At 60.9% G+C, this 17,575-nt stretch carries 17 protein-coding genes and 1 pseudogene; 12 read left to right on the plus strand and 6 right to left on the minus strand.

The window, feature by feature from the left end:
• Window positions 1-271 (minus strand): annotated as a pseudogene (locus PQQ51_RS29320) (hypothetical protein); the annotation flags it as partial.
• Between the two features lie 1,086 nt (window positions 272-1,357).
• Here PQQ51_RS29320 and PQQ51_RS29325 point away from each other — a divergent pair.
• Both PQQ51_RS29325 and PQQ51_RS29330 read left to right on the plus strand, forming a co-directional pair.
• The gene (locus tag PQQ51_RS29325; protein WP_408500694.1) at window positions 1,358-1,489 is read left to right on the plus strand and encodes a hypothetical protein; all 132 of its coding nucleotides are present in this window, start codon (window positions 1,358-1,360) and stop codon (window positions 1,487-1,489) included.
• Window positions 1,490-1,611: 122 nt separating this feature from the next.
• Entirely contained in the window at window positions 1,612-3,264 is a 1,653-nt protein-coding gene (locus tag PQQ51_RS29330) for an NRAMP family divalent metal transporter (RefSeq protein ID WP_408500695.1), read from the plus strand.
• A gap of 78 nt (window positions 3,265-3,342) precedes the next feature.
• Here PQQ51_RS29330 and PQQ51_RS29335 read toward each other — a convergent pair whose 3' ends face one another.
• Window positions 3,343-3,816 (minus strand): OsmC family protein, encoded by a 474-nt coding sequence (locus PQQ51_RS29335; protein ID WP_408500696.1) that lies wholly within the window; start codon window positions 3,814-3,816, stop codon window positions 3,343-3,345.
• A 459-nt stretch (window positions 3,817-4,275) separates the two neighbouring features.
• Here PQQ51_RS29335 and PQQ51_RS29340 point away from each other — a divergent pair, with 459 nt between their 5' ends.
• Both PQQ51_RS29340 and PQQ51_RS29345 read left to right on the plus strand, forming a co-directional pair.
• Window positions 4,276-4,617, plus strand: coding sequence for a DUF4148 domain-containing protein (locus PQQ51_RS29340; RefSeq protein WP_408500697.1), 342 nt, complete (start codon window positions 4,276-4,278; stop codon window positions 4,615-4,617).
• A gap of 184 nt (window positions 4,618-4,801) precedes the next feature.
• Window positions 4,802-4,984 (plus strand): hypothetical protein, encoded by a 183-nt coding sequence (locus PQQ51_RS29345; RefSeq protein ID WP_408500698.1) that lies wholly within the window; start codon window positions 4,802-4,804, stop codon window positions 4,982-4,984.
• Window positions 4,985-5,011: 27 nt separating this feature from the next.
• Here PQQ51_RS29345 and PQQ51_RS29350 read toward each other — a convergent pair whose 3' ends face one another.
• Complete coding sequence (locus PQQ51_RS29350; RefSeq protein ID WP_408500699.1) at window positions 5,012-5,338, minus strand: hypothetical protein; 327 nt, start codon at window positions 5,336-5,338, stop codon at window positions 5,012-5,014.
• Between the two features lie 172 nt (window positions 5,339-5,510).
• On the opposite strand from PQQ51_RS29350, the gene PQQ51_RS29355 reads away from it, so the two are divergent.
• The 5 genes from PQQ51_RS29355 (at window position 5,511) to PQQ51_RS29375 (ending at window position 11,487) form a co-directional block, all read left to right on the plus strand.
• Window positions 5,511-6,155, plus strand: a complete 645-nt coding sequence (locus PQQ51_RS29355; protein ID WP_408500700.1) for an HD domain-containing protein — start codon at window positions 5,511-5,513, stop codon at window positions 6,153-6,155.
• Between the two features lie 114 nt (window positions 6,156-6,269).
• Entirely contained in the window at window positions 6,270-8,276 is a 2,007-nt protein-coding gene (locus tag PQQ51_RS29360) for a bifunctional DedA family/phosphatase PAP2 family protein (protein ID WP_408500701.1), read from the plus strand.
• A gap of 548 nt (window positions 8,277-8,824) precedes the next feature.
• Window positions 8,825-9,445, plus strand: coding sequence for a hypothetical protein (locus PQQ51_RS29365; RefSeq protein WP_408500702.1), 621 nt, complete (start codon window positions 8,825-8,827; stop codon window positions 9,443-9,445).
• A 330-nt stretch (window positions 9,446-9,775) separates the two neighbouring features.
• A complete protein-coding gene (locus PQQ51_RS29370) occupies window positions 9,776-10,009 on the plus strand; it encodes a DUF4148 domain-containing protein (RefSeq protein WP_408500703.1) in 234 nt (77 codons plus the stop codon).
• 176 nt (window positions 10,010-10,185) lie between these two features.
• On the plus strand, window positions 10,186-11,487 hold the full coding sequence (locus PQQ51_RS29375; protein ID WP_408500704.1) for an epoxide hydrolase family protein: 1,302 nt from the start codon (window positions 10,186-10,188) through the stop codon (window positions 11,485-11,487).
• A 98-nt stretch (window positions 11,488-11,585) separates the two neighbouring features.
• On the opposite strand, the gene PQQ51_RS29380 is transcribed toward PQQ51_RS29375, so the two are convergent.
• Complete coding sequence (locus PQQ51_RS29380) at window positions 11,586-13,331, minus strand: CocE/NonD family hydrolase (RefSeq protein ID WP_408500705.1); 1,746 nt, start codon at window positions 13,329-13,331, stop codon at window positions 11,586-11,588.
• A 153-nt stretch (window positions 13,332-13,484) separates the two neighbouring features.
• Window positions 13,485-14,414 carry a helix-turn-helix domain-containing protein gene (locus PQQ51_RS29385; RefSeq protein WP_408500706.1) on the minus strand — a complete coding sequence of 310 codons (930 nt, stop codon included), beginning with the start codon at window positions 14,412-14,414 and terminating at the stop codon, window positions 13,485-13,487.
• A 251-nt stretch (window positions 14,415-14,665) separates the two neighbouring features.
• Between PQQ51_RS29385 and PQQ51_RS29390 the strand changes: the two genes are divergently transcribed.
• Both PQQ51_RS29390 and PQQ51_RS29395 read left to right on the plus strand, forming a co-directional pair.
• Complete coding sequence (locus tag PQQ51_RS29390) at window positions 14,666-14,968, plus strand: ArsR/SmtB family transcription factor (RefSeq protein WP_408500707.1); 303 nt, start codon at window positions 14,666-14,668, stop codon at window positions 14,966-14,968.
• An 80-nt stretch (window positions 14,969-15,048) separates the two neighbouring features.
• Window positions 15,049-16,110: an alkene reductase gene (locus tag PQQ51_RS29395; protein WP_408500708.1), complete on the plus strand. Its 1,062-nt coding sequence runs from the start codon at window positions 15,049-15,051 to the stop codon at window positions 16,108-16,110.
• Between the two features lie 115 nt (window positions 16,111-16,225).
• Here the strand turns inward: PQQ51_RS29395 and PQQ51_RS29400 are convergent, their stop codons facing one another.
• The gene (locus PQQ51_RS29400) at window positions 16,226-16,753 is read right to left on the minus strand and encodes a GNAT family N-acetyltransferase (RefSeq protein WP_408500709.1); all 528 of its coding nucleotides are present in this window, start codon (window positions 16,751-16,753) and stop codon (window positions 16,226-16,228) included.
• 127 nt (window positions 16,754-16,880) lie between these two features.
• Between PQQ51_RS29400 and PQQ51_RS29405 the strand changes: the two genes are divergently transcribed.
• Window positions 16,881-17,528 carry a VTT domain-containing protein gene (locus tag PQQ51_RS29405; RefSeq protein WP_408500710.1) on the plus strand — a complete coding sequence of 216 codons (648 nt, stop codon included), beginning with the start codon at window positions 16,881-16,883 and terminating at the stop codon, window positions 17,526-17,528.
• The last annotated feature ends 47 nt before the right edge of the window (window positions 17,529-17,575 follow it).

The raw sequence follows: 17,575 nt of genomic DNA on the forward strand, positions 1-17,575 counted from the left end.
TTCCGCCCGACAGGTTGCCGAGATACTCGCTGGTTTCCTGCAGACTCACGCTCACCCCGTAGTTGCCGAGCCACGGACGCAACCCACCCATATCGCCGAACAACGTCGAACGATCCCACCAGCCCGCCGGCGCGGCGGGCACCGGATCGGCTGGCGCCGCCTGCGCGAACACCGACGGCACAATCCCACACGACAACAACAACGAAAGACCCACTGAACCGACGCGGCCACAGCGCGCCAACGGACGATACGACAACAATTTCACGGACATAAGCTCACCCCCATCGAACCCGGCAAACCGGTCGATGTACGAAGACGTGATCGGGCCTCGCAAACAAACTTGCGATAGCGATCAGACAAAGTCAGACAAAGGGAGCGTGCTGCTGGCGAACCGGCGCAACCCGGCTGCAAAAGAAGCGCGCTAACCCGAACGGAGCGAGTTAGCGGCGGAGGAAGATCCTGCTGCTAACTCGCGGATACTGCGCCGGCGCATGCCGGCATCGGACTTCCACTACTAGAGCATGTGTCCACGAGGGACTCCTTTCGATGAGACGGGCGGATTGTATTCGGCTCGCGTCGAAAATCGCAAGCAAAAAAAGCATCGAAGATATCGCACTACGAATTTGCGTGAGGCCCTTCACGCCGCTCGTATATCGGCGTATTTAATCGCGCACGCGCAGGTTCTTACTCGCGCGCGCGCAGGTTCGCGCGTGCCGGTCTCCATCCTTCACACGCCTTTCCTTTCTAACGAAACTGAAAGGCAAAGTTCATATTGCTCACGCCAGCGTGCGCTGCCGATCACGAGAGAAAACATTATTTGCTTCGTTTAACGAAGTATGTTGACTTCTGCTTGCGGCGGTGCCTAAAATTCGCCCGTCTTCACAAACGGGGCCAATGCCTTGGACACCAGCAGTAGTCGATCTTCGAATAGCTTCACTGCCTGACCGGCCCGACGCCCGCGCTTTCTTCTTTTAGCCGCCGTCTCGCCAGCAGGCAGACGGTGCGCGCCGTAGCAACTCTCTCCGTGCACCCTGATTAACGCCATTCGGCCACCGCCGCATCGTTGTATGCGCGCGTGTGTCCGGGTGGCATCGTGTCGCGAGCTTCCACTCGCGGCAGTGTTCGCGCACGCCGGTTCGATCCGTTCGAATGCCGGCGCGGCGCGTGGATCAACACGTGTGTACTCAACGCCGATAAGGAGCCGCCATGCCGGACAGTGACAGTTATCCCATATGCCCATCTTCTGTTTTTGCTGAGGAAAGCGAGTAGACCCTCGCCGCCGCGCGCATAGTGCGGCCGCGCTCCGTGTCCGCTGGCTTTCCGTGATCCACGTCAAGCCGACCACCGGAGCAATACCATGTACCTCGCTATCCTCGTACCGACGATTCAACCTACGCACATCCACAGCGACGCAGCGCTCGCACTGCACAGCATCAAGCCGCACTGGCTCGCCGTGTGCTGGCACCGCTTCAAAGCGCTGATCTCGTAACCCAATTCCTGTTGCCGCACACCTTTGCGATCCGCCCGCGCGGACCTCGCTCGCCGACGCTCGCGCCGGCATCGCTAAAGGCGTGCCGCTTCACTCCAACCACACACCGCAGGCGGTAGAAAATGTCCACTCCAATCAATGTCTCACCACCACGCAGCGCTGTTCTCGACGAAGCGCACCTCGGCGACATCAAAGGTGCACTCGGCACGATCGAGCGTCACGACGTCGCGCCGCGCAGCACATGGTGGGCGCGTTTTCGCACACTGCTCGCGATCCTCGGTCCGGGTCTCATCGTGATGGTCGGCGATAACGATGCCGGCGCATTCGGCACCTACACCCAGGCCGGACAAAACTACGGCACGACCCTGCTCTGGACGATGCTGTTGCTCGTGCCGGTGCTGTTCGTCAATCAGGAGATGGTGTTGCGACTCGGCGCGGTCACCGGCGTCGGTCATGCACGGCTGATCTTCGAGCGCTTCGGCAAGTTCTGGGGCGCCTTCAGCGTCGTCGATCTGTTCATTCTGAACGCGCTCACGATCGTCACCGAGTTCATCGGCATTACCTTTGTGCTCGACTTCTTCGGCATTCCGAAAGTGGCCGGCGTCTGCATCGCGGCGGCCGTCACGATGGCGGCCGTCAGCACCGGCAACTTCCGGCGCTTCGAGCGCTTCGCGGTCGGCTTGTGTCTGCTGAGCCTGCTGCTGGTGCCGGTGCTGGTGTCGATTCATCCGCCGGTCAGCCAGATGGCGCGGGACTTCATGATCCCCAACTGGCCCGCGAATTCGAAACTGAGCGACGTGATGCTGCTCGTGATCGGCATCGTCGGCACGACGGTCGCGCCGTGGCAATTGTTCTTCCAGCAAAGCTATATCGTCGACAAACGCATTACGCCGCGCTTCATGAAGTACGAAAAAGCGGACCTGTGGATCGGTATCATGTTCGTGATGATCGGCGCAGTCGCGATGATCTCGTTCTGCGCCGCGCTCTATGCGGGCAAACCGGAGTTCGGCAATTTCACGGATGCGGGCGGCGTGATCGCCGGCCTCGAGAAATACGCGGGACGTACCCCCGCCGTACTGTTCGCCGTGGCGCTGCTCGATGCGTGCATCATCGGCGCGGCGGCGGTCTCGCTGTCCACGGCTTACGCGATCGGCGACGTTTTCAAAATCCGTCACTCGCTGCATCGCGGTGTGACCGACGCAAAGGGTTTCTATCTCGTCTACTTCGGCATTATCGCCGCGGCCGCAGCACTCGTGCTGATTCCCGGCAGCCCGCTCGGCCTGTTGACCGAAGCCGTGCAAACCCTCGCGGGCATCCTGCTGCCGAGCGCAACCGTTTTCCTGCTGTTGTTGTGCAACGACCGCGCCGTGCTCGGTCCGTGGATCAATTCGAAAGCGCTTAACTTCTTTACCGGCGCAGTCGTGTGGGTGCTCGTCATGCTCTCGATCATTCTCACCGCATCCGTGCTGTACCCGGACATTACCGGCGAAGCGATCGTCGAAGTGCTCGTGGGCGGGACGCTGATGGCCGTGGTGGGTTATGCCGCAACGGTGATCGTGCGCAAGCTGCGTAGCGCGCCGGCGGCCAATGCGAATCACGAGCGCACGATCGCGAAAGAAGCACGTGATACGTGGCGCATGCCGCCGCTGGAAGATCTGCCGGCGCCTCAGTTGACGTTGTCCAAACGCGTGTGGATGGGTGTGCTGCGCGGCTATCTGATCGTGGCCGTTTGCCTCGTCATCGTAAAGGTCGTGCAGATGACGTTGCTGCATTAAGCCCGGTTGGCCCGCCGTAGACAGCTCATTTCGAGCGGAGACGGCGGGCTGGTTCAAGCTGGTTTTTTGCGCGCGTCACTACGCTTTTGTCGTGATAACCGGTTCGCAAAGAATCGGGAAATTGACCGAGTTCGCGATGTAGCACTTCTCATGCGCGGTGTGATGCAGATGCTCGGCCAACTCAACATTGCCGCCGGCCAGAATCACTACGTGCGGTCGCAGCACGATTTGCGAAAAACGGCCCTGCTCTTTGCTGTCGAGCATCGTGCCCTCGGCGTTGTCGAGATACTCGAGCACCACGACGCCTGCGTCGGCGCACAGGTGCAAATACCAGAGCTTGTGGCACGCGGACGCCGAAGCGACCAGCAGGTCTTCCGGATTCCAGCGGCTGGCGTCGCCGAGAAATGCCGCGTCCGACGACCCCGCTATCGCCGGCTTCGTTCCCGCGCTGATCACGTGATCGCGCCCGTATTCACGGTAACCGGACGTGCCGCTGCCCCGATTGCCCGTCCATTGCACCGATACTGCGTAGTTGTGTTCACCGTATGCCATGCCCCTCTCCGTGCTGTCGAGTTGACCGAATGCGCTGTTTAGGGCCACATTCTAAATGTGAACGATGGATGATCCGCCTCCTGGCGCCAAGCTGTAGTCTGCGTCAGACAATGCCAGCCATGCCTGGTTGGGCGCGACAGCCATGCCTGTCCGCCTCCGTGCCCCGTCACGCGGGGTCTCGCCGCTCCCAGCAATGCGCGCAGTCTCCATAGCACGCGCGCCCTCCCCGATACCCGCTCAAAAAACTGAAAAAAGATGGGAATAAGCGACGACCTCGCTTTGTTAACCGTCATGTAGACAGCAACTCAGGCGACGTGATCGTTCCCGACAAGCCAGGCGCTCAGGCGCTGCTCTGCCGGCAAGCAGGCCACGTCACCATTCCGGGCGACACCACGTTGACGTGTGTGTCTCATCCATCCAGACAGATGCAGTAAATTTTCTATTACTTAGGAATCCATCATGAAATCCAGACTCGCCATCGCCCTCTCCCTGGTCCTCCTCGCTTCCGCCGGCGCGATGACCAATGCCTCCGCACAGGGAAAGACCCGCGCCGAAGTCCGTCAGGAACTGATTCAGGCGGAAAACAACGGCTCGCGTTTCGTGACCGACTCGTCGTATCCCGAGATCAATCCGATCTTCGCGCAGCAAGCCGCTCAAGCAAAGCAACAAAGCGACACTGGCGTGGGAAGCGGCATGTCCGGTTCGAGCGCGGCCGGCCAGCGCGTTCCGTCACCCGGTTCGATCGATTCCAGCAGTTGCGTCGGCCCGATGAGCTTCTGCTCGCTGTACTTCGGCAGTTGAAAAGCCGTTCGAGCCTCGACACGGAGTTCGCCGGCATTCAAACAGTCGAAGCACAGGGCGCGAGGTCTCGCCGGCCTCGCGTCTTTTCGTTGCCAGCACACGATTCAGTAGCCGGCTACAGCGCCAACGCCTCCAGCCACGGAAAAGCTTGGCATGAGACTTACGCCCATGCCACGAACGATGCATGGCCACCGGCCGCTCACAAGGTAGAAATTGTCCGCGCTCCACCGCATCGGCGACAACGCGTAGTACGACGATGGCGCGCGCGGCCGCCTGCATGCTCGAACATCTGCCGCATATCGAGGCGCCGCTCAACTTCGAGGTGGTGAAGGAAGCGTCGCCGGATATCGAGGCGATTTTTTCCTGACTGGCTAACTAGCGCGCGACACGCCACTCAACGTGACGGCGCGGGCCTTCCCGCCACGTTCGGCGCACGAGGATTCGGGCTCTGATTCAGGCTCGTGCCGTTCGCTCGCATCGTGTTCAGTGCCGGTCCCACATGCACGTTCCCGGTCATGCCTATTCCGTTGCTGTTAGGTGTGACCCCTGTGCCAGTGCCCGCACCTGTACCCGTTCCGCCGACGACGCCCGCCGAGTTGGTCTGCGCACCGCCCTGCCCGCCATTCACACTGCCGCTTGAATTCGTCGACTGCGCAAACGCCGTTCCCGCCAAGCCCACCAGCACCGCCGATATCACTACACCGCTCGCAACGATCTTCATAGCCACTCCTTCACAGCGCGGAATTTCCGCATTCGATCAACGCTTTCGCTAGCCCCTCATAGAGTAAGACGGTAATCGGCAAGCTTCGTTCGTCGCAAACAATCGGGGTTTGATGGACGATCGGCGATAATCGGCGGCTGTTTTTCATTCGTGCTTCTCACTTGCGCTACTCATGACAACCATCGCTTTCGCCCCCTTTCACGAACTGGCCGACACCCTGCTGCCCCACGCTTACGACGACAACGGCGACGGCTCGCACGACACCTCGCATCTGCAACGCGTGTGGAAGAACGCCGCGACGATCCACGCGGAGGAAGGCGGCGATGCCCAGGTGCTGTTCGCAGCGACGCTGCTGCACGACTGCGTCGCCGTAGAGAAAAGCTCCCCGTTGCGCGCGCAAGCGTCGCGCCTGTCGGCGGAAAAGGCGGCACGCGTGTTGAACGCGCTCGGCTGGCCGGACGCGAAGATCGACGTAGCGGCCCACGCGATCGAAGCGCACAGTTTCTCCGCGAACGTCACGCCGCACACACTGGAAGCCAGAACGTTGCAGGACGCCGACAGGCTCGACGCGATCGGCATGCTGGGCGTCGCGCGTTGCTTCTACGTGGCCGGCCGGATGGGTCGCGCGCTCTACGACCCGGCCGATCCGCACGCGGCGCAACGTCCGCTCGACGACTCGCGCTACACGCTCGATCACTTTCATACGAAGTTATTGAAGCTGTCGTCCGGCTTCCAGACCGCGACCGGCGCGCGTCTGGCGGGGATTCGACACGCCCGTCTGCAGCGCTTTCTCGACGAATTCGCCGACGAAATCTGAACCCGCGAGTCGGGTCGTCAATCGCAAACTGCCGCCGAGGGTGCGCGGCTGTAGAGCCGGAACTGCCGCCCGCGTTATGATCGGTCGATACACCAGAATGGCCGATCGCACGCGATGGAGCATGCCTACCTTCACCTTTTGCATCAGCTTGCCGGTCATCCGGCATGGATGCTCACGGTCGTTTTCCTTGCTGCGTTTCTCGAAGCGATCGCCGTCATCGGCACATTCATTCCGGGCAGCACCGCGATGTTCCTGGCCGGTGCGCTGGCGGGCACCGGCTCACTGAGCCTCGGCTGGGTATTCGTGTGGGCAATCGCGGGCGCCATCGCCGGGGACGGGATGAGTTTCTGGCTCGGCGGACGCTACAAGGATCGGATCGTGCAACTCTGGCCGTTCTGCAAGCATCCGCAAGTGCTCGACGCCGGGCATCGCTATTTCCAGAAACATGGCTCGAAAAGCGTCGTGTTCGCCCGCTTCATCGGACCGTTGCGCGCGATCGTGCCGGTCGTCGCGGGCATGCTCGGCATGCCCCCAGTGCGCTTCTATGCAATGAACGTACTGTCGGCCCTGCTGTGGGCGCCCGCGCATATCCTGCCGGGCGTCGTGTTCGGGGCATCGGTGCTGCTGGCGGGCGCGGTGTCGTTCCGGCTCGTCGTCGTCATCGCGTTGCTGGTGGGCATCGTCTGGCTGAGTTTTCGGGCTGCGGGCTTTCTGCTTTCGCATGCCCATGCGTGGTCGAACGCGGCCGGTCTGCATCTGGGCGGTTGGGCATGCCGCCATCCCGGTCCGTTCGGTCGTTTCGCGCGCAGAATGCTCGACCCCGAGCAACCGGATGCGAGCAGCGTCGTGGTCACGTCGATACTCGTGCTGGTGTCCGGTGCGCTGTTTTTCGGCGTGCTCAAGGGGGTCGTCAGCGGCGATCCGCTCACGCGCGTCGATCTGTCCGTCTACCAGTTCCTGCAATCGATACGCACGCCGTGGGGAGACGAAGTGCTCGCCAATCTCGCGACACTAGGCAGCGTTCCCACGCTGGGCGCGCTGGTGATCACCGTCGTCGTGTGGATGCTGTGGGAGCGTCGCTGGCGCACCATCGGCTACTGGCTCGCGGCGGTCGTGTTTTCGCAATTGCTGATCTTCGCGCTGCAGTTCGCGATGCACCGCGCGCCGCCCGACGATTTGCTGTCCGGCGCATATGTGTTTCCAAGCAATCACGTCGCCGCTACTGTGATCGTGTACGGCTTTCTCGCGTTTCTGCTGGCGCGGCGGGTCGGCACGCTGGAGGGTGTGTTCGTGTCGGCGGTGAGCACGGTCGTCGTGGTCGTGGTCGCGCTGGCAGGACTTTATTTCGGCAGATACTGGGTGTCGGACGCGATCGGCGGCGCCGCGCTGGCTTATGTATGGGTGGCCGTCGTCTCGCTCGTCGCGATATTGCGGCATCCGGAACCCCCGCCGACGCGCAGTTTCATGCCGCTCGTGATCCTCGTGGTGATGCTGGTCGCCGTGGGCGTGCAACTCGACATGCGCGCGCCCGCCGCGCCGACGCAACATGCGAGCCGTCCGCCGCCGATGCTGGTCACGCAGTCGCAATGGACAGGCTCGCTGTGGAAGAGCCTGCCCTGTTATCGCTCGGACATGGGCGGCGATCGCAAGGAGCCGCTTACGCTGCAGTGGATGTCGAATCTCGATTCGATCAAAGGACAACTGCGTGCGCAGGGTTGGGTGGAAGGCACGGACCTGTCCGCGCACAGTCTGCTGTCGCTTGCGTCGCCGAACGTCGCCGCGGTGTCGCTGCCGGTTCTGCCGAAGCTGAATAACGGTGTGCCGTCGTCGGCGGTTTTCATGCGTCCTGGCGGCAGCCGCGATGAACGCGACGTGCTGCGCTTCTGGCCGAGCGGTTATGCAGTGGACAACGGGATCTCCACGACGCCGCTGTGGATCGGCGCGCTCGCGCATGAACGTCTGTTCCGACCGTCGTGGCCGCTGAACATTCTGCGAATCGACCGCCGGGAGACGCTGCTTGACGCGCATTCGAACGTTGGCGCGCGATTTGGGGCGGCGATCGTGGCCAGTGTGAGTTGCCATGGCGTACCGGTGTCGCTGCTGGCTTCGCCGGTGGAATAAGAGGCTTGAGGGTGGCCGGGCTTGCTTGAGCGTGCTTTAGCGTGTTTGCTGCCCCGACGGACAAATCGCTCTGCGATCAAGCAGTTGGCGCGATTGCCCAGGAGTTGTCCACAAGGATGTGAACAATTTCTGTGGATAAGACGGGGGAGACGGTGTGGGGTGGGCTGGCCCTCTTGTACTTATCTTGTACTTATCTTGTACTTAGAGCAGCAAGCACTCCGTTTGCCCTTTAGCTGCCCAGACAATCTCGAGCGCTGCGCAGCATGGGTGGCGCGCAAGGTCTAACTCTCACGCTGTTAAGGAGAAGACACTCTTCGCGATAGAACTACAGAAAATCGCTTCGTCGCCAGTCTCGCCTACGATAAACATCATATTTGGACTACCAAACAATTCTGTTCGATTTTTCATTTAGCGTGATACGTCCCCCTCAATCATTCAGTTACTTCCGCAACCTCTCGTTACAAACTGCCGCCACGCAGTTGGTTATCATCGGCCGATCGCGTCGTTAGAGTGCCCGGTTGCTGATTATGAGGAAATCTGGAAAAGCATTGGTAGTAGGTCTCGTGCTCGCAGAGGTTGCGTTCACCGCCTATTTACTGTCCCCAAAGAGCGATCCGCAGACGAATGAACCGGGTGCGGCGGCAGCGGCAGCGGCGAATACTCAGTCTGGCGCTACCCAGGTGAGCGTCGGAAACAACGCTAACGCATCGCGGCAAGACATCTCGAGCTCAAACAACCCCGCCGCCGTGCCAAGCCGGTCAGTGGAGGGACACATCGAGCCCCCTGTTCAGCCGATAACGCAAAGCGCAGCGCAGGCTCCGCGCCAGAAAACACTACCGGTGCCAAAGCCTGCACCGCAGCCCGTGTCGGTCGCGGCGGCAAGCCCCAACAGCGATACTCCATCGGCGGCGCGGCCCCAGTTCGCAAGCAGCCGCGACAACCTGCACCGTCATGATCCCGCATCGGTCTCGTCGTCGGCAACGGACCAACTCGTCAAGGAATCGTCGAAACTCGATCCGGCATTGCCGCCGCCCGAGCCGTTCGTGCATACCGACCAGCAACGTCGCGGCACCAACACAGTGGCGGCCGCAATGACCGACCAACTGGTCAGGGAATCGGCCAAACTCGATCCGGCGTTACCGCCGCCGAATCCTTCCGGCGCCAAATAATCACACGTCGCGGCAGTGCCGACAGCGCGCGCCCTCCCGCCTATAGCCCGCCCACGCGCGGGCGCCTGCGCCCATCAAAAATAGTTACCGCAGCGGCAATCGGCATCCTCATACCCCGTGATTTGTATCGCAATGTATCTGCGTATCGAGACGACACAGAACATTGCAATTGCCCCGGTTCGCCGACACAAACCAGATACGCCCGCGCGTTCCAATGCATCAACGCCGGATGCCAGATGCAAGCAAGACCGTTGAGCCTCATGGATTGCTGATCGTGCTTCGGGATATCCCGGCGCCTTCCTTGCAATTCACGAGTTCACGGAGAAACACATGAAAACCTCGATGGTCGTTCTGGCCTTTGCCGCATTCACTGCATTCGGTTTCGCTCACGCCGCCGACGCGCCTGCCAACGGTGCTCAACCGGGTTCGGTTCAGGTGCAGAAATCGGACGCACAAGCCCCCGCCGCCACGCAAAAAACACGCGCGCAAGTCCGCCAGGAACTGCTGCAAGCCCAGCAGAGCGGCCAGCTCTCCTATCTCACGCAGTTGTATCGCGGCAGTTGACTATCTGCACGCTATTGGACGCGCTCGCTCTGCGTCCAACAGCGCCACGTCATTCACTTCGACGCGTTGCGTCGAATACCGCCATTGATTGGCACCTCGTTTCATCATCGATCGGAGATGTTGTGTCGCACGATACTCACCCCATATCGCCGTCCCGCCGTCGTTTCGTCAATGTCATGGCGGCTAGCGTTGCCGCGGGCACATTGAGTCAGCTCGCTTTTGCAGAAACCAGTCAATCGATTACCGAAGTCGCTCCATCCACAAGCGGCGACACCACCGCGATCCGTCCGCTTCGCGTGCATGTACCACAGTCACAACTGATCGATCTGAAACGGCGCATCAACGCGACGCGATGGCCGGAACGCGAAACCGTCACCGACAGCTCGCAAGGCGTGCCGCTCGCCATGATTCAGGAACTCGCACACCATTGGGCAACCGATTACGACTGGCGCAAGTGCGAAGCAAAACTGAATGCGTTGCCGCAGTTCGTGACCGAAATCGACGGGCTGGACATTCATTTCATCCACGTTCGCTCGAAACATGAAAACGCGATGCCGCTGATCGTCACGCACGGTTGGCCCGGCTCGATCATCGAGCAGTTCAAGATCATCGATCCGCTGACCAACCCGACAGCCTACGGTGCGAGCGCGTCTGACGCATTCCATCTGGTGATTCCGTCACTACCCGGCTACGGCTTTTCCGGCAAACCCACTACGACCGGTTGGGGCCCGGAGCGCACCGCGCGTGCGTGGGTCGTGCTGATGAAGCGCCTCGGATACGCGCGATTCGCGGCACAAGGCGGCGATCTCGGCGGGGTCGTCGCGAACGTGATGGGCAAGCAGGCACCGCCGGAATTGCTTGGCATTCACGTTAATTTCCCCGCTACGCTTGCGCCCGACATCGCCCGTGCGATTGCGGCCGGCGATCCGTCGCCAGCCGGCCTTTCGGACGACGAGAAACACGCGTATGAGCAGCTCGCCAGCGCGGCCAAAAAACGGCGCGCATACGCATTGGAGATGGGCACGCGTCCGCAAACGCTTTACGGACTGGCGGACTCGCCAGTTGCTCTCGCAAGCTGGCTGCTCGATCACGGCGACGGCTATGTTCAACCGGCCGCGGCATTGACCTCGGCCGTATTCGGCCGCGCGGTCGAAGGCGAATCCGCGGGCGAGCTGACACGTGACGATGTGCTCGACGACATCACGCTCTACTGGCTGACCAACACGGGCGTTTCAGCGGCGCGCTTCTATTGGGAATCTCACTTCAACTTCATCGCGGCCGCCGACGTCTCCGTGCCCGCTGCCGTGAGCGTGTTTCCTCGCGAGAACTATCAGGCGCCGCGTAGCTGGACGGAGCGCGCGTATCACAACCTCATCTATTACAACCGGCTCGATAAGGGCGGACATTTTGCGGCGTGGGAACAGCCGCGTTTGTTCGCTGAAGATGTTCGCGCGGGGTTGAGGCCGTTGCGGGGATAGACGGTAGAGGGATCGCAAAGAAAGCGGCCGCCGAACGCCGGCGTACGGATCAGATTCAGCCCGGTGTGAGGCGGCCTCGCGAGGTCGCCTCTACGGGATCACGGGATGATTGGCAGCAAAAGATACGGCTCTTTACCCGCTTCGAAATGCAGCCGATTTTTACCTCCAAATTTCGAAAGCGGACGGTCGGCGGGGTCGGCGTGGGTAAAAGGCCCCACTCCTTTCATTGTGTACAGTTCGCCTGGTTGTCGAGCGTCCGGAAAGCCATTCTCGTAGTCCTTGCCGCGGACGTTGAGCGCCAGTCGGTAGCCAGGTGGAATCACGATACAGGTAGGCAGAATCTCGATGAGGAGCTCAACTGGATCACCGGGTACCAGCGGCCATGCTTCGTCGTGTGTATGGTACGGGCGATACGGCAGGCTCAGCTTCGGGTCGAGCTTTCGCTGCGACGCACGCAGCCAGCCGAGTCCGATCGGTACGCGCGGATCGTTGGTCCCGATGAACAGAACCTCGTCCCCATCCGGGTCGAACAATTGCAGCGCAAGGAACAGGTCAGCGTCCGTTGTATCCGAAGAAATATACAGTCGCGCAGCAACGGGTCCTGTGATTTCAACTTCCTTCTTCGATGCCGGCAGGAAAAAGGTGACTCCATCGCCCATCGCGTCGTATTCGAGCGCGTCTGCGTGCTTCGGCTGGTTATCGAGGCGGCGCTCGTCCGGGTCCAGGTAGTAGCGTGTCCATTGTGTGCGAGCCAAAGGCCACTCCTGTTCGCCACGGATGGTGAAATTCTCGCCGGGCCGGCGAACGGCGAGTTGTACTGAAGGCTGCTTGTCCCACCCGGTATTTTCACCCTTCAGGAAATGCCCGAAGAAACGCTTCTGCAGCGTCACCCCCTCGTCACGATAGAACGGCGCGAAGTGCGTGTCGCCGTGTACTTCGAGCCATTTTTGAGTTGACGCCGCGGCGAGATAGCCCTCAAAGTTGCCGCGCGGATGACAGCCCATACCACCCCAATTGGCTGCGGACAGCAGTGGAACCGTGACTCTGGAATAGTCGGGCGAGCGTTCGCGATAATACGGGCCATCGAACGGCCGTTTCAGTTCTTCCCGATAAGGGGCGACGCGATTCTCCGCCAAAACCTTCGGCGGCAAAACCTCCGGCCCCGCAACCAGTTCGCCCGTGACCCGACTTCTGCCGCCACTTTCACCGACACCGTATTGCACTGACGCGATCTGGCCGTCAAACCAGGGATCGTCGAATTGACTCAGGATACCGCCATGCCGGGCCCAGTCCCGATACCAATCGGCCGCACCTTCCCATACACAGCACGCTGTGAGATGCGGCGGCTGCAACGAAGCGACGAGCCACTGGTTGATCGCATAGTAGGAAATTCCGTTGATGCCGACCTTGCCGCTCGACCACGCTTGCGTCCCCGCCCATTCGATGGAATCGTAGAAGTCCTTTATCTCTCGTGGCGACAATAAATCGATCTTTCCGGGGCTACGTCCGCTACCGCGGCTATCGACCCGGACACAGACGTAGCCGTCTGGAACCCATTTTTCAGGGTCAACCGTTTCCCAGTTTTGCAGTTTATTCGTCGACCCCTGCAGAATTTCCGGGTAAGCGGCGACCATTCGTTCCCACCCGACCTTATAGCCGTCCTGAAACGCGAGTCCCTTGGCGTAGGGGCCAAATGTCATGATGACCGGATACTTTCCTTCCTTCTCAGGCAGGAATACATCCGCGCGGAGAATAATGCCGTCATCCATCTCGATCGCGGCGTCCCAAATGATTCGCATACCAAATTCATTTTTTGTGTCGATCTTCTCGAACCTCTCTTTCATGTCGCGCTCCGTTTTTATTTCGATTTAATGGCATAGAGCCGTGCTCTGGTGAAACAAGTATCGGCTAGCAGCGAGCTGAAATCTTTCGAAAATAGCGCGGGAGTTTCGATATTCGCGCAGAGCGAGCCCAGAGAACTGCGCTACGGAGAAACGTCAGGAACGGTGGCTAATGCGCCACTCGCGAGGGCTCATCCCGGTCGCGCGTCGAAATGCGGTCGCGAAGTGGCTGGCCTGTTCAAAGCCGCACTGGAATCCAATCTCAATCACAGACCGGTCAGTACGCTCGAGCAGTTCGCTTGCTCTCGCCACTCTCAACCACGTCAAATAGCGATGCGGGGGTTTGCCGGTGGCGGCCCGAAATGCCCGGGCAAACTGGGCAAGGCTTAAACCACTCATGTCTGCAAGAACCGTGAGCGGCAGCGTGTCTTCGAGATGGGCTTGCATATGCTCGATGATCTGGCGAAAACGCCCCCCGGGTGGCGAAGCCAATCGCTGGGCCCCGCCGGACGCCTGCGTCGAGTGATAGCGCAAAAGATGCACGGCCAACGAAGAAGCCAGCATATTCGCTACGAAAGCGGCCCCTGGGTCGCGGGTCTCGGCCTCGCTCAGAAGCAGCCGACCCAACTGCTCGACGTTTTCATCAGGGACCGCGAGGCGTGGAACGAGCGCAACATGATTTGCATCGTCTGCATATACGCTCTTTGCGACTGCTCTCACCTTATCGGGCGCGATGTGAATCAGAATGACATTGGACCGACCTTTCAGCAGACGCGATACCGGTTGACCTGCGGGCGTCATGCTTATTTGCCCCTGATGCGTCCAGCGTCGCAGCGGATCGCCGTCAAGACCTCTTTCCTCGACTAGTGTCTCCCCTTCGAGATGGACGACGAGCATGTGATCGCGCAGCGGCGGTAGCTCGACCTCGATCTCTCCTGTTGGCCGGCGGTAGAGTTGGACCTCGACACCGTCCCAGTGCTGGCGCGTAACAAGCCCACGGCAGAGCCTATTTGCCAAATCCTCGGGAGAAAGCTGTTTGTCAGCGTTCGGAAACTCGACTGTGCTGTCTACAACCAGAGCTGACATTGACTTCTCCCAGTCGCAACCAAAGCCACAATGTATCAATAAGCGCTCCGGCGAGCGTCGGAGAGCGTATCGCTGCACTCATTTGAGTTGTAGGCGTTCTCATGCGCCGAGCGCCGATCAACCCCATTGCCGATAGTGCCTTCACGAATATCGTCAAAATACGATATATGATTCGTCTTGTAGCGATGCAGCTAGTCGCGCCGAACCAGCGCGACCATTTGCGATGTTGTCGACCACCCAGAACCGAACCCATGACGATCGATATCGACGCGATCCACAAAGCGTTGGCCAACCCCGTGCGCCGCGAGATTCTCGGCTGGCTGCGGGAGCCCTGCACGCATTTTGCCGATCAGGAACTGCCGCTGGATCACGGCGTGTGCGCGGGCAAGATCGACGCGCGCTGCGGCCTGTCGCAGTCCACCGTGTCGGCGCATCTGGCCGCGTTACAACGCGCCGGTCTCGTCACGTCGAAGCGGGTTGGGCAATGGGTGTTTTTCAAACGCAACGAGCCCGTCATTCAGGCGTTCCTCGAACACATGAATACGGAACTCTAAGCGTTATCGCATCGCCGCGCTTTTTCCCGACACTGTCTTTATGGCCCGGGCGTCATGCCCGTCAACCAAGGTGAACACTTATGCCGACTCTTTTTGACCCGCTGCAAATTGGCGATATCACGCTTGCGAACCGCATCATCATGGCGCCGCTGACGCGTCAACGCGCTGAAGAAATCCGCGTGCCCAACGCATTGATGGCAAAGTACTACGCCGAACGCGCGACGGCCGGCCTGATCATCAGCGAGGCCACGTCGGTCACGCCGCAAGGCATCGGCTATGCCGAGACGCCGGGCATCTGGTCGCAGGAACAGGTGGAAGGCTGGAAGCTCGTCACGAACGCCGTACACGAAGCCGGCGGCAAGATCGTGCTGCAACTGTGGCACGTGGGCCGCATTTCCGACCCAGTGTTCCTGAACGGCGAACTGCCGGTCGCGCCGAGCGCGATCGCCGCGCAAGGCCATGTGAGTCTCGTGCGTCCGGAGCGTCCGTACCCTACGCCGCGCGCGCTGGCACTCGATGAGATCGCCGGTGTGGTCGACGCGTATCGCAAGGGTGCCGAAAACGCGAAAGCAGCCGGTTTCGACGGCGTGGAAGTGCACGGCGCGAATGGCTATCTGCTCGACCAGTTCCTGCAGGACAGCACCAATCAACGCACCGACGCATACGGCGGCTCGATCGAAAATCGCGCCCGCCTGCTGCTCGAAGTCACCGACGCGTGCATCGCCGTGTGGGGCGCAGGCCGCGTCGGCGTCCATCTGGCGCCGCGCCGCGACGCGCACGACATGGGCGACTCCAGCCCGGCCGCGACCTTCGGCTATGTGGCGCGTGAGCTCGGCAAGCGCAAGATCGCGTTTATCGCGGCGCGCGAATCGCTCGGCGAAGACCGGCTCGGCCCGCAACTGAAGAAGGAATTCGGCGGCGTCTATATCGCTAACGAGAAGTTCACCAAGGAAACAGCGCAGCAGGTACTCGATTCGGGTGAAGCGGACGCGGTAGCCTGGGGCAAACTGTTCATCGCCAATCCGGACCTGGTACGCCGCTTCGCGACCGGTGCATCGTTGAACGAACCGAATCCGGCAACGTTCTACGCACGCGGCGAAACCGGCTACGTCGATTACCCGGCGCTGGAAACGGTGGAGTAAGCGTTAGAAGTCGCAGTACCGTCAACCTGAGAGAAACCCGGCGGCCGTGAGCGGACTGAAATCCGCTCACGGCCGCTGTTTTTTTCATCCGACGTTTATCGCTGCTTGCGTGTACTCAGGCAAGATCGCGCCGCATGAACACGCGCTTCGATTCGTCCAGACCGCGAGCCATATGCGCGTCGCGCCGTGCGATCAGCGCCGCGTCGAGTTCTGCTTCAGCGATCTCGCGAAAACCGAGCCGCCGATAATACGGCGCATTCCAGGGCACCGCGCGATACGTCGACAACGTGAGCTGCGTGATCTGTTGCGCGCGAGCAAGCCGCGCCACCTGCTCGATCAGCGCCGCGCCGATGCGCTGACCTGCATGCGTCGTCAGCACGTCGAGTTCCTGCACATAAAAGCGCGTGGGTTGCGGCTCGAACATCGCGAAGCCGACGCATGTCAGGCCGTCGGCCACAGCGACGATAATCTCCCGCGCCGCGATCTTGCGCTCGACGAGTTCGAGCGCCATCGGCGGTCCGTCAGCAATGCCCGTCATGCCGACGTCAGCAAAACGCTGGCCGGCTTCGAACTCGATCGAGCGGATCGTCTGCGCATCTTGCGGCGCGGCAAAACGGAATGTGAAGACAGGGGCGGCTTGCATAGGAGCGGGCGCTGCGGCAAAAAGTGAAAACAAAGCTCCGATATTGACATTACTGCAGCGAAATAAACAAGTGCTCGCCGCGCCGCGAGACTAAACTGCTGAACATCCCAATCCCCTGCGACCCGAAATGGATCTGATGCATGTACTGCAGGTCGCCCTGCATTTCGACCAGCACCTGAGCAGCTTGATCCTGCAATACGGCGCCGCCGTCTACGCGATGTTGTTTCTCGTGGTGTTCGTCGAAATCGGTTTTCTGCCGCTATTCTTTTTGCCGGGTGATCCGCTGATTTTCATTTGCGGCGGGCTCGCTGCAACCGGCGCGCTCAACGTCTGGCTCGTGATACCGGTGTTGTTCGCGGCTACTGTCGCGGGCAGCATCGTCGACTATGCGATCGGCCGCGCGATCGGCGAAAAAGTCTATACCGCCGACTACCGCTGGCTCGACAAGAACGCCCTGCGCCGTGCGCACGCGTTTTACGAGGCGCGCGGCGGTCTGACCTTTCTACTGTCGCCGTTCATTGCCGTGGTGCGAACCTTCGCGCCGTTCGTCGCAGGCGTTTCGCGCATGACGTTCGCGCGTTTCGTGTCGTTCGTCAGTGCAGGCGCGGCGTTGTGGATCGTCTCGCTGGTGGCCGCCGGCTATCTGTTCGGCAATGTGCCTTTAGTACGCGACCATATGAGTTCGATCGTACTGCTCGGCGTCGGACTCGGGGTCGGCTCACTGGTGGTAAGCGCGCTGTGGCGCTTCGTCAACCGGCGGCTGCGCGCGCGCTGATCCTTAACTTCGTGCAGAAAAAAGCGGCGCGGGGATGCTAGAATCGC

This window comes from Paraburkholderia xenovorans (genome assembly GCF_046030735.1).
Lineage (GTDB): Bacteria > Pseudomonadota > Gammaproteobacteria > Burkholderiales > Burkholderiaceae > Paraburkholderia > Paraburkholderia xenovorans_A.

Excerpts from the sequence above, each read along its gene's own strand:
- PQQ51_RS29405 (WP_408500710.1), top strand. The coding sequence starts at position 16,881 with ATGGATCTGATGCATGTACTGCAGGTCGCCCTGCATTTCGACCAGCAC.
- PQQ51_RS29360 (WP_408500701.1), top strand. The coding sequence starts at position 6,270 with ATGGAGCATGCCTACCTTCACCTTTTGCATCAGCTTGCCGGTCATCCG.
- PQQ51_RS29370 (WP_408500703.1), top strand. The coding sequence starts at position 9,776 with ATGAAAACCTCGATGGTCGTTCTGGCCTTTGCCGCATTCACTGCATTC.
- PQQ51_RS29385 (WP_408500706.1), bottom strand. The coding sequence starts at position 14,414 with ATGTCAGCTCTGGTTGTAGACAGCACAGTCGAGTTTCCGAACGCTGAC.
- PQQ51_RS29390 (WP_408500707.1), top strand. The coding sequence starts at position 14,666 with ATGACGATCGATATCGACGCGATCCACAAAGCGTTGGCCAACCCCGTG.
- PQQ51_RS29395 (WP_408500708.1), top strand. The coding sequence starts at position 15,049 with ATGCCGACTCTTTTTGACCCGCTGCAAATTGGCGATATCACGCTTGCG.
- PQQ51_RS29355 (WP_408500700.1), top strand. The coding sequence starts at position 5,511 with ATGACAACCATCGCTTTCGCCCCCTTTCACGAACTGGCCGACACCCTG.
- PQQ51_RS29335 (WP_408500696.1), bottom strand. The coding sequence starts at position 3,816 with ATGGCATACGGTGAACACAACTACGCAGTATCGGTGCAATGGACGGGC.
- PQQ51_RS29350 (WP_408500699.1), bottom strand. The coding sequence starts at position 5,338 with ATGAAGATCGTTGCGAGCGGTGTAGTGATATCGGCGGTGCTGGTGGGC.
- PQQ51_RS29400 (WP_408500709.1), bottom strand. The coding sequence starts at position 16,753 with ATGCAAGCCGCCCCTGTCTTCACATTCCGTTTTGCCGCGCCGCAAGAT.
- PQQ51_RS29330 (WP_408500695.1), top strand. The coding sequence starts at position 1,612 with ATGTCCACTCCAATCAATGTCTCACCACCACGCAGCGCTGTTCTCGAC.
- PQQ51_RS29375 (WP_408500704.1), top strand. The coding sequence starts at position 10,186 with ATGGCGGCTAGCGTTGCCGCGGGCACATTGAGTCAGCTCGCTTTTGCA.
- PQQ51_RS29340 (WP_408500697.1), top strand. The coding sequence starts at position 4,276 with ATGAAATCCAGACTCGCCATCGCCCTCTCCCTGGTCCTCCTCGCTTCC.
- PQQ51_RS29345 (WP_408500698.1), top strand. The coding sequence starts at position 4,802 with ATGGCCACCGGCCGCTCACAAGGTAGAAATTGTCCGCGCTCCACCGCA.
- PQQ51_RS29325 (WP_408500694.1), top strand. The coding sequence starts at position 1,358 with ATGTACCTCGCTATCCTCGTACCGACGATTCAACCTACGCACATCCAC.
- PQQ51_RS29380 (WP_408500705.1), bottom strand. The coding sequence starts at position 13,331 with ATGAAAGAGAGGTTCGAGAAGATCGACACAAAAAATGAATTTGGTATG.